Annotated in this window: 13 protein-coding genes and 1 pseudogene; 6 read left to right on the forward strand and 8 right to left on the reverse strand. The window is 60.2% G+C overall.

The genetic code is table 11. The features are described 5' to 3' along the window. A partial coding sequence (gene tssI, locus ACTJKX_RS27195) for a type VI secretion system tip protein TssI/VgrG (protein ID WP_440727125.1) occupies positions 1-1413 on the reverse strand: 1413 nt, incomplete at its 3' end. Between the two features lie 264 nt (positions 1414-1677). On the opposite strand from tssI, the gene ACTJKX_RS27200 reads away from it, so the two are divergent. Then, the gene (locus ACTJKX_RS27200) at positions 1678-2697 is read left to right on the forward strand and encodes a hypothetical protein (protein WP_440727126.1); all 1020 of its coding nucleotides are present in this window, start codon (positions 1678-1680) and stop codon (positions 2695-2697) included. A gap of 74 nt (positions 2698-2771) precedes the next feature. Here the strand turns inward: ACTJKX_RS27200 and ACTJKX_RS27205 are convergent, their stop codons facing one another. After that, on the reverse strand, positions 2772-3068 hold the full coding sequence (locus ACTJKX_RS27205) for a helix-turn-helix domain-containing protein (protein ID WP_440727127.1): 297 nt from the start codon (positions 3066-3068) through the stop codon (positions 2772-2774). Positions 3069-3175: 107 nt separating this feature from the next. Between ACTJKX_RS27205 and ACTJKX_RS27210 the strand changes: the two genes are divergently transcribed. Beyond that, the gene (locus ACTJKX_RS27210) at positions 3176-3889 is read left to right on the forward strand and encodes a hypothetical protein (RefSeq protein WP_440727128.1); all 714 of its coding nucleotides are present in this window, start codon (positions 3176-3178) and stop codon (positions 3887-3889) included. A 327-nt stretch (positions 3890-4216) separates the two neighbouring features. Beyond that, positions 4217-4549 carry a hypothetical protein gene (locus ACTJKX_RS27215; RefSeq protein WP_440727129.1) on the forward strand — a complete coding sequence of 111 codons (333 nt, stop codon included), beginning with the start codon at positions 4217-4219 and terminating at the stop codon, positions 4547-4549. A 17-nt stretch (positions 4550-4566) separates the two neighbouring features. On the opposite strand, the gene ACTJKX_RS27220 is transcribed toward ACTJKX_RS27215, so the two are convergent. Continuing rightward, positions 4567-4896 carry a transposase gene (locus ACTJKX_RS27220; protein ID WP_440727204.1) on the reverse strand — a complete coding sequence of 110 codons (330 nt, stop codon included), beginning with the start codon at positions 4894-4896 and terminating at the stop codon, positions 4567-4569. A 2-nt stretch (positions 4897-4898) separates the two neighbouring features. After that, positions 4899-5031 (reverse strand): annotated as a pseudogene (locus ACTJKX_RS27225) (IS481 family transposase); the annotation flags it as partial. Between the two features lie 371 nt (positions 5032-5402). On the opposite strand from ACTJKX_RS27225, the gene ACTJKX_RS27230 reads away from it, so the two are divergent. Beyond that, positions 5403-6167: an outer membrane protein gene (locus ACTJKX_RS27230; RefSeq protein WP_440727130.1), complete on the forward strand. Its 765-nt coding sequence runs from the start codon at positions 5403-5405 to the stop codon at positions 6165-6167. A gap of 627 nt (positions 6168-6794) precedes the next feature. On the opposite strand, the gene ACTJKX_RS27235 is transcribed toward ACTJKX_RS27230, so the two are convergent. From ACTJKX_RS27235 to traA, 3 genes are all read right to left on the reverse strand, one after another. Then, positions 6795-7199: a hypothetical protein gene (locus ACTJKX_RS27235; protein ID WP_440727131.1), complete on the reverse strand. Its 405-nt coding sequence runs from the start codon at positions 7197-7199 to the stop codon at positions 6795-6797. Positions 7200-7794: 595 nt separating this feature from the next. Continuing rightward, positions 7795-8010: a helix-turn-helix transcriptional regulator gene (locus ACTJKX_RS27240; protein ID WP_440727132.1), complete on the reverse strand. Its 216-nt coding sequence runs from the start codon at positions 8008-8010 to the stop codon at positions 7795-7797. 128 nt (positions 8011-8138) lie between these two features. Further along, positions 8139-11186 (reverse strand): Ti-type conjugative transfer relaxase TraA, encoded by a 3048-nt coding sequence (gene traA / locus ACTJKX_RS27245; protein WP_440727133.1) that lies wholly within the window; start codon positions 11184-11186, stop codon positions 8139-8141. A gap of 177 nt (positions 11187-11363) precedes the next feature. Between traA and ACTJKX_RS27250 the strand changes: the two genes are divergently transcribed. Both ACTJKX_RS27250 and ACTJKX_RS27255 read left to right on the forward strand, forming a co-directional pair. Continuing rightward, positions 11364-11690 carry a conjugal transfer protein TraD gene (locus ACTJKX_RS27250; RefSeq protein WP_440727134.1) on the forward strand — a complete coding sequence of 109 codons (327 nt, stop codon included), beginning with the start codon at positions 11364-11366 and terminating at the stop codon, positions 11688-11690. Position 11691: 1 nt separating this feature from the next. Further along, positions 11692-11910 (forward strand): conjugal transfer protein TraD, encoded by a 219-nt coding sequence (locus tag ACTJKX_RS27255; RefSeq protein WP_440727135.1) that lies wholly within the window; start codon positions 11692-11694, stop codon positions 11908-11910. A gap of 134 nt (positions 11911-12044) precedes the next feature. Here ACTJKX_RS27255 and ACTJKX_RS27260 read toward each other — a convergent pair whose 3' ends face one another. Next, positions 12045-13415, reverse strand: a complete 1371-nt coding sequence (locus ACTJKX_RS27260; RefSeq protein WP_440727136.1) for a hypothetical protein — start codon at positions 13413-13415, stop codon at positions 12045-12047. Between the last annotated feature and the right edge of the window lie 34 nt (positions 13416-13449).

Consider the following 13449-nt stretch of genomic DNA (forward strand, 5'->3'; position numbering starts at 1 on the left):
GATGATCGGCCGGTCGGGGTCGCCGCCGAGATAGGAAACGATCGCTTCCATACCCACGCGCGGGATGATCTGGCCGCCCCAATTGCCGCCTCCCCAGTTCTGTGCCACTCGGCACCAGCAGGTGTCGGTGCCGTCCTTCTTGGCGCGGCGGTCCCAGGGGAACCACACTTTCACCCGTCCGTACTTGTCAGTGTGGATCTCCTCGCCCGGCGGGCCGGCGATGATGGCGATGTCGGTACCGTCGATGCGCGGGCGCTGGGTCGAGCGGTGGGGCGTCGCCGGCACCCGGCTCGGCAGGGCGATGAAACGGTTGGAATAGTCCGGCTCGCCCTCATTCGTCTCGTAGGAGCGGTCGCGAGCCGTATGGATGATCTGGAAGGTGATATGCTCCTCGAAGCTGTTGCCGGGATTGGCGACGTCATAGGGCTTGAAGCGCTGACCGGGCGCAAGAGTACGAATGGTGGAGGCGCCCTCGATGCGCTCGTAATCGGCCTCGGCCGCCTGCATCCTCAGCTTGGACTGGCGCTCCACCCGGTCATTGGCGATGCCCTCGGAGGCGCTGTCGGAGCCGTAGCCGCCGACCATCGGGTATTCATAGAGCTCATAGGCCTCGTTGCCCGGCAGCGAGATGAGGCTGGGCGTCTGGCCAGCCGGTGTGGTCGAGGGCGTGAGGAAGTTCCAGTCCCCCGCCGAGCGCTTGCCGGGAATATAGTGGAAGCTGCGCTCCAGCTTGGTGAGATGATTTCTGTCCGTAGAGCCGAGGGCATAGCGCACATCGGGCTCAGAACCGGTGACATAGCCAGAGCCATGCGAGGCAATATGCATGACATGCCTGGCGGATACAGAACCGGCCTCGCCGCCGGTGTGGACAAACCAGTAAAAAAGCCCGTCCTCTTCCAGGCGTCGGATCAGATAGGCCTGATCCGTCTCGTTATATTGCACCGAATAATGCTGGGGCTTGGGTTCGGGGATGACGCCTGAGGTCACCGGCGCCTGCAGCTTGTGCTCGGAGAGCAACGTGCGGGCGACGTCCAGCGAGGTCTTGTCCTGCCAGATCCGGCAGTCCGAACGCTGGCTCAGCAACCAATGCTGGGGACGCAGTTCGAGGGTGTAAGCGCGCAGCCCTCTCGTGACCGCCGAGCCTTCGCCCAGGCGCACCACCAGCCCATTCCAGGTGCGGCGCTCGCCCTGGCCCAGTTCGAGAGACACGTCGACGAGCTTGCCGACGATTTCGTCCGGCTTGATGTCGGTCTTCTTGGAGCGCACCGCGATGGTGAGGGTAAACAGGTCGTTGATGGCCTCGCGCATTTCCATGTGCTCGGGCAGAAGCACATCGGCGCCCAGCGGCGTTTCGATGCGCAGGATTCGGCCTGCCTGAATGTAGCCAGCACTCGCTGCGTCCAATAGTTCCATGGCCTCATTCCTGCCGTTCTTGCCGAACTAACCTTACGTCATTAAAGGTATCGTGACGACACTGAAGATCAACTGCAAAATCATACCGCAAATGCCGCGCTCTTATTCTCGCAATCGCACTAGTACAGTTTACGCTTCGGTGAAGTCATGGGCTACGTCATCCCCCACGCTTAGCTCGAACCAGGAGCACGACGCTGTTTCTTGGGGTTCATTCGTGGTCCGAGCATCGTGCCACACCACGGCCTTTACTCTAGACAAGCCAGCATGTCAGTCTTGCATCCCATGCGTATGACACAGCCGTTTTTGCTGATTGGCCCCGGCGATGACACCGTGCCTGACGGGGCCGAGACCTACGGCCTCTATCGCGAACAGAAGACGGGTACCTTCGTGGTGATGATGACGCGGCAAGGGCGCACAGTGCTGCGTCGGTTCGCCGACGCGGTCTATGGTTCGAGCGAAGCAGCGCGGGCGCAGGCCCGGGCCTATCGGGATGCCGTGATCGCGGTTCTGCCGCCGGCGACCAATCTGGAACGCAGCGCGCGGCTGCACAAGAACAACACCAGCGGCATGGCGGGGGTGGCACGTGTGCGCATGGGCCATAGCGGGTTTGCCTGGCGTGCCACGCTGGAGCTGAAGCACGGCACCCGGCGCAAAAGTTTCTCCGTGAACAAATATGGCGAGGAACGAGCCCGGGATCTGGCGATGGCTGAGCGTGAAACTTGGCTGGCGCAATACCCGGTGGCCTTCCTGACACAAGATTACTATGGCAGAGTTCAGGCGCAGCGCAGTTTCGCCGACCGCTTGACGCGCCTTGCCGAGGCACCGGTGGAGGAGATCCCATTCAAGCAGGATGCGGAGAAAGTCGAGGCGCGGCTGGCGGCGATCGAGGCACGTTTCGATGCCATGCGTCCCAGGCGCCTCCGGGTCAGCGTGTTACCTCAGGGCTATCACTATCTCGCCCTGCTGGTGAGCGATGGTGGCTTGCAAGGGGCCGCAGGCCGCGCCAGACGTGACCACAAAGTGCTGCGCGGCAGTGCGAGCTTTCGTAGCCGAGACTTAAGCGAGGCACTGACGGATGTCACCTCCAGGATCGAAGCGATGATTGCCCGGCTCTATGATCAGGATGTCGCGAGATGGTTCATGGCCTACCATGCCGGGCTGTTGCGTGATCCGGCACGCTTTGAGGCAGAAGGGGGCTTGCGGGTGCTGGCCGTACTGCCCGACTCCAACCGGTATTGTCGATCCGCCTGTTCTTCCAAAGGCAAAGCTGTGCCTGGCGGCTAATTTCGTCCCTGGGTAGCAAAGGGGGCTGGCCGCAAGCCTCAGGCGCACCAAAACAAATGCGCTTGGCAGACTTTTCATTCAGCGGATGAACGTTTCTTCAAGCGCACGCCGACACCGCCGCCATTCTCGGGAATGAACTCGATGCCGGCATGCTCGAGTGTTTTTTGGAGAAGGTATCGAGTTCCCGTTTGGGGAACGGAGCGGTCGTTTTCAAAATTGCGAATGGTAACGGCACTCGCGCCAGAGCGGGCAGCGAGTTCCTCTTGTGTCCATTTCAACAGCGCCCGTGCGGCGCGACACTGCGCAGAATCCATCCCGCAAACTGGTAATAACTCTCGAAAATCGCAAGCTTTTTCGGAAAACGTTGACAATAGCTTTCTAAAAACAGACAATCCTTTCGTTTTTAGAAAGCGGCCGCATCAAGTGGGCGAACACTCGATACGGCCTGACCACAACCAAGCTGCAAGGAGCTCGGATCATGGCTGATTCCGACCATAGCACGACTTTGTCTTTCGTCACCCGGCGACGCCTGCTGATTGGCACGACCTTGACCACGCTGGCTTGGCCATTTCAGGCCAGGGCGCAGACAGCCGAACCGCAGACTGGTCACGACAACCCTGACCCAGCGCTGCTGGCGTGGCAGTCGTGGAAAACCGTAGCGCTCAGGACCGAAGCGCTCTGCCATAAGCAGCAGCACCTCGAGACGAAGCTCGTCCGAGAAATCGGCTTCCCCCGGACTACACTTCGCATGCCGGGGAGCAGCGAGGCACTGGAATTTTTCTCGCCGGAGGACATCGAGGCCGTTTGTGGCTCAGCCCCTGAGATGGCTGACCTGTGTACGAAAGCCAAGGCGGAGTTGGCCGAGCATCAGGCGCGCTGGGATGCGATCGATGAGCAGATCGGCTATTCAGCTACGAAGCAAGCGGAGGTGGAAGCGGGCGAGCGGGAGCAGGAACTCGTCGATGCCCTGACCGCCACACCGGCCACCTCACTCGCCGGCGTCGCGGGCAAGCTCGATATGATCTTTCATGAGGGTTCAATTTGGGAGGATGACACCGAGTTCCCCCAGCCGCAGATCCGCTCGGCGCTCCGTGATCTGATCCGTATCGCTGAGACCATGGAGCCGAATGTCCTCATGCCCGGTAGCGACCGTGAGACTTCTCACGCTCGCCGTGCTGCTTCTGAGGCATAGCTTGCCGCAGCGCCTTTCGTCTTCGCCGGAATTCACCGCTCTCGCCTTTGGGCGACCACGTCAATGGATCCGTGATCCGACGGCCGATCTCGGATCCATGCCCGGCTTCCTTTGATGCCAATCCAGATCTGGGAGAGGTGCCCGCGGTTTTCCAACTGTTGATAGGAGGGGCGAGACAGGCCGGGAGTTCTCACTGAGTGCGGGGGACAATCCTCCGTTTCGGCTATCGGGGAATGTCGCGCCGCGCTAATCAAAACGCGACTTGAGTCTCGTCGGCGGCTCCTCCAGATTGTCGAGCGGAATTACTTCGGACCTGTCGAGACCCTTATGAACATCTGGCTCTTCGCTGCGGGCTTTTGCCTCATGTTTATCTGCGGCATTGTCCTCAAGCTCAGCGTGATCGGCACGATCGCCCGCAGCCTTCAAAAGCTGCTTACCAGTGCCCTGTTCGGCTGGTTTCTGCGCAAGACTGGAACGGATCATCACGCCACACGGAAGGCTGCCAGCCTGGTCGGCTATAATGTTGCAGGGGCGGAAGGCAGTGCCGAGCACTTGAACAAACTGCGGCTCAAGCCCCGCGACAAAATCATCGGCTACACCAGCCTGGCGGGTGCCGCTGGCGGCTTCGTCCTGTGCTGCTACGCCATGCTGGGCTATTGAGGCTCTAGCAACTGTGTCTAGGTAGCTGGGTTTAAGCGCCATGGGGTCGCCGTTTTAAGGATGGCGTTTGCGATTGTGACCAGCTTGCGTGCAATTGCGACGATGACGAGCTTATGGGGCTTTCCACGTTCCTTTAGACGTTTGGCGAGTGGCCTCAGCACCGCGTTGTGGCATGCGGCGGCGAGCGCAGCCTGGAACAGAACATGTCGCAGCGCCCGCCGTCCTCCGACAATCATCCTCCGGCCCCGCATTGTTCCACTGTCGTATGGCACCGGTGCCAGGCCGGTCATGGCTGCGGCCTGGCCTGCGGTCATACGACCGAGTTCCGGCATTTCGGCGATCAACATGTCGAGGTGGTGTTTGAACTGGTCGTGACTGTCGTAGTGGTAGCGTTTGACAGTGGCCTCCTTGATGGTGCGGTTCATTCGCTCGACCTGCTCTTTGGTCCACGGATGGTTGATCTTGGTGAAGCGGCACTCGATGATTACGGGCACTTAGGTGGCATGAGCGGCGGAATATGTTTCCGCCATACCCGCTGAACCTGAGCACTATGCCGATCAAAACCGGATCGCTAATTTGAGCGCCTTCATAATGTCTCGGCCATTATCGTTGGCCGGAGCAGGCACCGGCCCGTCGTCGAGTCCAGGCCAAATGCCCCACTCGCCACAATAGCAGGAGCCAGAATAGTAGCTGAATATGTCGTCGGCGGTTTCTTCGAGCCAGTTCCCGCACTCACAATATTCTTGTGTTCGAGTTATCGTACGGACAACATTTTTTAAATGTTGCCGATCAGCAACATACTTTCTGGGGATTTGAAGTTATTGATAGTCGCATACTCATTTGGACTGTGCCCATGCGCAAGCTTCTCCTCGCCTCTTCTGCTCTTGTGTGCCTGTCAGGCGCAGCTATGGCAGCCGATCTCGCCCCGGCTGCTGTTGAGCCGGTTGCATCGGTAGCAGCTCCGTTCAGCTGGACGGGTTTTTATGTGGGCGCCAATGCCGGGTATGGGTGGAATAACGATGATGCTACCCTAGACGGCCTCGGCGGCCCAGCTTGGGATGATTACTATCCAGTAGCGCTCGGCAAAAAAGACCTGTCAGTAGACGGCTTTGTTGGTGGCGCTCAAGTTGGATACAATCATCAGATTGGCCATTTTGTTGTCGGCATCGAGGCGGACTTCAACTATTCCGACATGAAAGATAAATCCACGGCGCGGTCCCCGACCGGATACTTCGACCCATTCACGTATCGTCAGTCGTCCTCCATCAAGTGGTTTGGAACCGTCCGTACACGTGTCGGATACGCGTTCGATCGCTTCCTACCCTACGTCACTGGCGGTTTGGCTTACGGCAAAGTTGACGTCGCACACAGCGAACAGTTCCCGGTTACCCACTACGGAAGTTCCACCAGCACGACCAAAGCAGGCTGGACGCTTGGCGGTGGCCTCGAATATGCCGTAACGGACGCCTGGACGATCAAGGCCGAGTATCTCTATTTTGACCTTGGTAAGGTGACGAGTATCGCCCTCCCTTCCCCCGCCAACCCACCATTTTCTCAGCGGTATTCCCAGAACGTGACTGGGCAATTGGTGCGCCTCGGTGTCAACTACAAGTTCTGATCGCGCGTAGCAGAGTGCTCCTACCCTTGCTGCGGTCGTCTGTGCGCGGCGGCAGACTATGAACCAACTTAAACAAGACGCGCTCCAGCTCGCGAAGAAGGCTTCAGGATTTCCGCGACACTTCCCATGCCTGTATTTGATTTCAGGCGGGCACGGGCCATCGAAGGGGCCGGCCTGCGCGAATATAGTCAAGATATTCATCTTGACTGATGAACTGATTAGTCCACCGGCTCACGTCAGCAAGGAGCCCTTCGCTGGCGAAAACGATGGCGGAGTGAGCATCTTGAAAGGTGGCAGTAGGCGTTTCCGGTCCGTCTGGGTCGAGGCATGGGAAATCGTAAAGGTCCAGCCAGTCCTCGCTACCTATATCCTCGGCGTCATAAACCCATAACTCAACAGAGCCATTGGAGGGCCGTAGCTCGATGTGGCGAATATAGTCAGGATTATTAGGACTGTGCCCGAGGAACTGCTCTACAGAGCTGCCCCGTTTTAGCGCGTTAGAAATGTGGTCTGCCGAAAGATACCGCATCAAACCTGCTTTCCATTATTCGCAAAAATCCCGAAACATGCGACAGTCTATGCGACGAACACCTGCGACGTATCAGGCTTTAGGAATTGCGCGACCGGCTATCGGTAGATCAACTCCCAAACGAGCTCCATCAACACTTTGCAGGCGGCTTCCGATTCAACCCAGATGACGCACGTCGCCAGTTCAGTGTCCTCAAGATGCGTTTGTCCCACGAACTCGGGGGCCCTTTCTTGCAGCGTCTTCAAAACGAGCTCGCTCCAGGCATAGGAATCAGGCTTGTTTCCCGTGCTCTTCGCAACGCGGCGGTTCGCATCGTCGAATTCCGGACCATAGGGGGAGAATTCGATTTGCCATGACAAGGGAATGGGGCGCCCATGATAGATTGTCGCGCCCATAACCACGAGGCGGATCGGTGCCCAACGATCGCTGATCCATTCTTCCTGCTTGGTGACAATCGCTTCCAGATCGTCCGGAATAACCCAGTCGGGTAAGACGCGCCTCATGGCTCTTTCTGCTCCTGCACCAACTGCCTGCGAATAAAGCAGGCTACTTATTCCAGTCGCTCCCATTGCGAGCAAGGTGCGTCGGCTCAACAGCATGATTTGCCGTGTGGCCGTCTGACCTGCGGAAAATGTCCCATGTCGATTGCTCTCATGTCGGCTTGCCGAGTAAATTCCCGACTTTCCCTATATCTCGGCATCATGCACGGCTATGCCCAATGCGAGGGTCAGTCTGGCACATATCAAGGTCAGCCAACCCGTCCACAGCTTCGGCTCGATATGCGCGTCAAAGAGAAGTCCACTCGGCTCGGCTAACACGGTTATGTACCGATCTGCATCGTCTGCGCCGTACCATGACGGGCGTTCGGCAGCGTCTATCCAACCATCCATGCTACAATAGACTTCTCACACCTTTGCCCATTCTCGCTCGGAGAGGTAGGGGTTCACGTTGAGAGTGATGGTCTGGTGCAGCTTTTCATTCATCGCTCGCCCCGTCACAGCAGCATGTCGCTGCGCTTATGTTGTAGCTGTCCCTCCGAATATAGCGGCACCCGCGATCGTATCGCGTCGCCGGCGTTTGCAACAGCCTCCCGCCTGGTTATCGGCATTCGTCGCCGTCCTCTTTTGGGCGCCATCTCACGGGATCGGCAACCCAGCGACTGATTTCGGATTCATGCCAGCCCGCCCCGGTGATGCTGATCTTGATCCGGGGCGGAAAGGTCCCCTCGGCGATCTTGCGGTAGATCGTAGACCGGGACAGCCCGGTTCGCGACTGCACGGTTTTCATGCGAATGATGCGTTCTGGCTCGCGCATGACAGGCTGCCTCTTGCTGGCTGTTCCTGACTGTTGCTGGGACCAGACAGGACAAGCAGCCATTGGCGCGCAAGAGCGTTTTCCGCTTCGTCGTGCCGTGGCGAGGAGCTGGCGGCATATCGGATGGGTCACATTCCGATATCCAGTCCCCGCCCCCTGCCGAGGCCATGACTGAAGGCGAGCTCCACACCGAGGCGGCGGCCTGAGTCGAACCCGACATCGATACCGAGCTCCCGCTTGCGGTTGGCAAGAAGGGATTCCAATTGCGGATCACGCTCCAGGCTCTTGGCCATATCGCCCATGGCTGAGCGCGTCGCGTTATAGTGAGAGAAGTCGCCGGCCTGATATTGGAGCTGGCTCGCCCGATGGAGTTTCTGCCAGCGTTCCACGAAGCGGTCGGCGGCACGGTTCGGATCGGTGCGGATCTCCGTCTCGAGCTGAAGGGCGCGAATGGCGCGGCCGAGCCGGCCGCCGGCCGCCTCGCGCGCAAGACCCGTGTCCTTGAGGTAGGCCGCCTCGGCATCGCGCCAGCCATTGGGCCGCACCTTCTCGAAGGCATCGCGCGCATCCTTCAGCTCTTGCCACTGCTCTGGGCTGGCCTTGTCGCCAATTTGCTGCTCGGCAAAAATGGCACTTACTGCACGGGCATGGCGGACCAGAGCCCGCGTGCGGATTTTGCGCAGTGCCTCCTCGGGATCTTCGACAGCGTCCTTCTCGGGTGCTGCAGGTTCGCGCCGTACCTCCGTCCCGGCTCTTTCCCTTTCCGGTTCCGGCCCCTGCCCTGGTTCTCTGCTGGGCGTACCATCAGGGGGCGAGCGGAACCCGTCGAGCAGTTGGTCGATCCGATCGCGTAATTTCTCCGGCACGACTTTTCGCACGATCTCGGCGACGCGCTCGCGGAAGCTGATGCCGCGCCGCTCGGCATACGCCTGCGCCGGATCTCGTAGCTCGTAGTCCGACGCCATGTCCTTGGAGCGATTGCGCGACAGGGTTCGGACCAGCCGGTCCCGATCGGCGAAGTCGTCGCGACCGTAATGCAGTTCCATGCCGTCACGGTGTCGTGACAGGGCAACATAGCTGCCATGGGCATCCAGGCCTGGTGTTGCCAGCACGTGGGTATGGTCCACCGTCATGCCCTGGGCCTTGTGGATGGTCGCCGCATAGCCATGGTCGATACGGTCATAGTCCTTGAGATCGAAGGCAACGGATCGGCCATCGTCGGTGCGTACCGACATGGATTGCGGGCTCACCTCGACGATGGTGCCGAGCGTGCCGTTCTTCACGGCGAGGCTGCGTTCATTGCGCAGGAACATGATGCGGTCGCCGCTGGAAAAGCTGCGCTCGCCGCGCTCGACCGTGAGCTGCACATCAGCGCCGAGATCGCCGGCGGCATGCATGCGTTCGCGTGCCGCCTCGTTGAGGTTGCGCACTTCGGCATTGGTGTGGGTGAGGATGATCCGGCTGGCATCGGGGGAGGCCTGCCGATCACGATCCCAGCGCTCGATCAGATCGTCGCGGGCCTGCTCCCGCGTCTCAGCCGCATGCACCCTATCATGAGCGCTATAGGCGTGGATGGCTCCGCCGACCCAGCCGGTCGCCAGATCGCGCGTGGCCTCACGCTGCCAGTCTTCCCGCTGGCGGCGTATCTCGCCGATCTCGGCGCCACCATGACGATCATGGAGTGAGCGAAATGCCGCGCCAGCCTCGATCGCCTGCAATTGCTGCGGATCGCCGACCAGCACGACTTTCGCGCCGGCTTCGGCGGCATGGGAAAGTACGCGCTCCAGCTGGCGTGTGCCGACCATGCCGGCTTCATCGATCACCAGGACATCGCGCGACGTGAGCAGGTCCCTGCCTTGCCCCCAGCCATGCTCCATGCTGGCGATGGTGTGCGAGGCGATGCCCGATCCGCTCTCAAGGTTTTCCGCCGCGATGCCGGACAGCGCAACGCCGCGGACCTCGTAACCTGCGGCCGCCCAGGCCTGCCGTGCCACGCCCAGCATGGCGCTCTTGCCGGTGCCGGCATAGCCGACCACGATGCTGAGATCGCGTCCATCGGTGATATGCGCCAGTGCGTCGGCCTGCTCGCCCGACAGGATCAGGCCGCGTTCTGCCGCACGCGCCAGCGCTGCTTCGCGATCAACATCATCGACCGCATGCCGCTCCCGCTCCGCCATCAGTTTCGCGGCCTGGTGCAGGCGCTGCTCGGCTTCGATCATCGATCGGGTGGTGAAGCGATCCTCGCCGTGTCCGTCCTGGCCGAGTTCGATCAGATCAGGGGCGCCGCGCATCGCACCCATCACCTCATTGAACTGGTCGAGACCGTCGCTGTGGCGATGGGCGAACATTGCCATGTCGCGTTGCGTGAAGGTGGATTGCTGATGGGTGATGGCGTCCAAGGCGAGGGAGGGATCGGCGATGATCCGCTCACCATTGCCGCGGGCAATCTCGCGGTGCATCGCCGCACGATCGGCTTCGCTCCCAGGATCCTCGACACCCGGATCCTCTATCCCCTCGCGCTCGATGCGCTGCGCCGGCGCGCCGACCTGGCTTTGCGGTTCCAGCGCGATGCCCTGAGCTTCTAGGCTGCGATGATCGATCCGGGCATCGATATCGAGTTCGGCCAGGCGCTCGTTAGCAAGCTCGGCCCAGCGCTCTCGCCAGTGCTCGACCAGTTCGGTGCGGTTCCAATCCCGCACCTTCTGGCCGAAGCTGACCTCGTCTCCATTCACTTCCACTGGGCGCATGGTCAGCATGACATGGGCATGGGGCTTGAGCATGCCGTCCTCGCCGACATCCCAATGCACATTGAGATCGGCGACCATGCCCCGGTCGACGAACTCGGCCTGCACGAAATCACGGGCCAGTTCGATGCCCTGCGCTTGGCTCAACTCGCGTGGCAGAGCGAATTCGATCTCGCGGGCAAGCTGGGCATCCCTGCGGATCTCGAAGGCCTCGACGTCGTTCCACAAGCGCTCGCGGTCACTCCAGACCTCGGGGGCTCCATCGGGCAGCAGCACCTCGGAATGCACGACGCCGCGCTTGGCCGAGAAGTCGTGGCTGCGGTCGAGGCGCTCGTCGCGCAGCCTCAAGCCCGAGCGGTAGGCAGCAGAAGCCACCGCGCTGGAGCCGGCCTTGCGGCCGATGACCTTGACGTGAAGATGATAGATCGCCACCGATCAGGATGTGGCACAGTCGAGCTGACGTCGGAACGACGTATAAGCGCGCCCTCCCTCGAAAAAATCTCGGGAGCGACTATCCGGTCTCAGCCAGTCTCGGTGACCCTGCAGCCTTTCGGCACGGGCTCACCTATCATCCCCTCATCGATAATTTACAAACGATTGGAGATGCCAATGCGGAAGCCGAGAGACTTTGATGCTGAACTGAAAGCCCTCGAAGACAAGGCACGGGAGCTCAAGAGCCGCAAGGTGCAGCAGCTCGGTGAACTGGTGATCGCCACCGGCGCCGACGCGCTGACCGCCGAAGAACTCGCCGGCGCGCTGCTCCTCATGACCGAGACGAAAGACGCCAGCAGGAGAGAGGTGTGCGCAAGGCGCGGGGCCATGTTTTTCCAGGGGCGAGCACGGCGACCTGCTTCTGCAAATGATCGCAATACGAGCAGCGCTCAAACACAACCAGACCGCCCGCAACCGACATCAAGCGGCACGGGCGCGGCATGATATGAGGACATGGCAGATCGAGCGCCGCAAACGCACGCGGCATCTCATCGAGCTTGGCGGTCTCGTCGTCAAAGCCGGCATCGTGGATCTGACCGGTGACGACCGCGCTATGATCTACGGTGCGCTGCTCTGGATGGCGAACAAGCTCAAGAGCGAACAAGGTGAGCAGGCACGGGCGCTATGGGCAGCAAAGGGAAGGAAGGTGTTCGACACCAATTGAAGCGTCAGGCCACAGCCCTTTCGATATGAGCCCTGGGAATCGATGTCGCCTGAGCAGTCTCGTTTTGATGGAGTCACTGGTTACGCCAAATACGGCCTTCACGCTGGTAACTAGCAGGTCGTCCATGGCCTGAGCTACAGCCCCAATGTGTCGTCCTCGAAGTGCAAACTGAACGTTTCTTGCAGCTTGCCAAATGTGCCGTCTTTGCGAAATCGCGTGCCGTTCATGACAAAGGTGGCACCTTTTTCGGTTCCGTACAGCGTCATTTGCGTGACGCAAAGGCGCAGCGCGCGCCCGCGAGTTTCGGTGACCACGATGTCTCCGAGCGAAACGCCAAGAATGGATTGAGCCAATGCCGAACGTTCCGCTTCAAGGTCGGCCTCCCAGGAAGCCAGTTCGTCTTCGACACGCGCCCAGGCTTCGCGGGCGGCTCCAAAAGGGCGCTCTCTTCCGAACCATATTCGGTCCGCAAGCCTGAGCGTCTCACCTGGAACTTGTCGCTCCATCGCATATGTGGCGCTGGAAAGCATCTCATACACTCGCTCGGCATCGATCAACCCTTGCAGACGTTCGCGATAGGGAGCAACGCTGGCTCGTGACACTGCCGGCGACAACACGATCTCTCGAGGAGCCATATAGTCGATCGGCATGATTTCCCGCAGCTTGAGCCGACTGGTGGAAATGCGTTCGGGAGGATCCTCCTCTCGCCAAGCTCGCTGCAGGCATTCCACCCAAATCTCCGTTGAGGAGATGCACAGCGTGCTATCCAGGAAAAGGCGTGCTTCTGGCGAATAAACATGGTGAGCCGACCAGGCGTGATCCGCGCTCATCAGTGGCATGACGACGTGCACAAGCTCCTGTTCCCTAATCACTCGAACAACCGAGGCGACACGTTCTTGTAGATGCGCTGTAAAGCGCACGAGGACCGCAGGGCCATTGGCTACATAGCCGCCCTTCTTGCGATCGCTCTCGAATATCATAAGCTGCGGGCGCGCCAATGGCAGCAGCTTGTCCACGAGATTGGCCGCGCTTCTCTGCACGGAGTGACTCGATCCGGCAGCTATCTTTCCTTCTTTGATCCAGATGTGCCCAGAGCTTTGAATAAGGAGCAGGATTTGAGCGGCAATGTCCGGGCTTAGATCGGGCAGCCGGCTAGCAGCCATCTCGGCGTCGCCGAGATCGATACCGCGCGCCCTCAATTCCCGCAGCGCCGTTTGATAGAACTCCAGTTGTAGTTTCGATAGCAGTCCAGCCGCTTTCGCACGCTCGGTCGCGCGGCGTTTGCGATCAACTTCTTCCCGGAACGCTGCCAACGGTGGGCGTTTCGGCGTCTGTCCGACTTTCACCCGCGCCCAGTAACCTCGCGGCGGTTTGGGAACCTGGAGGCGGGTGCACAACTTGCCAATTGCGACGTCCGAAACGCCAAGCTCCTCGGCCACCTCTTGGGTTGGCTTCTCCCAAACCAAGGCGAATAATTCTTCTCGGGAGATCCTTTCTATGGACATGCTATGGCTCTCGACCCGTTCCTAATGCACTGAA

Origin of the sequence: Labrys sp. 22185, from assembly GCF_052045555.1 — a bacterium.
GTDB lineage: Bacteria > Pseudomonadota > Alphaproteobacteria > Rhizobiales > Labraceae > Labrys > Labrys neptuniae.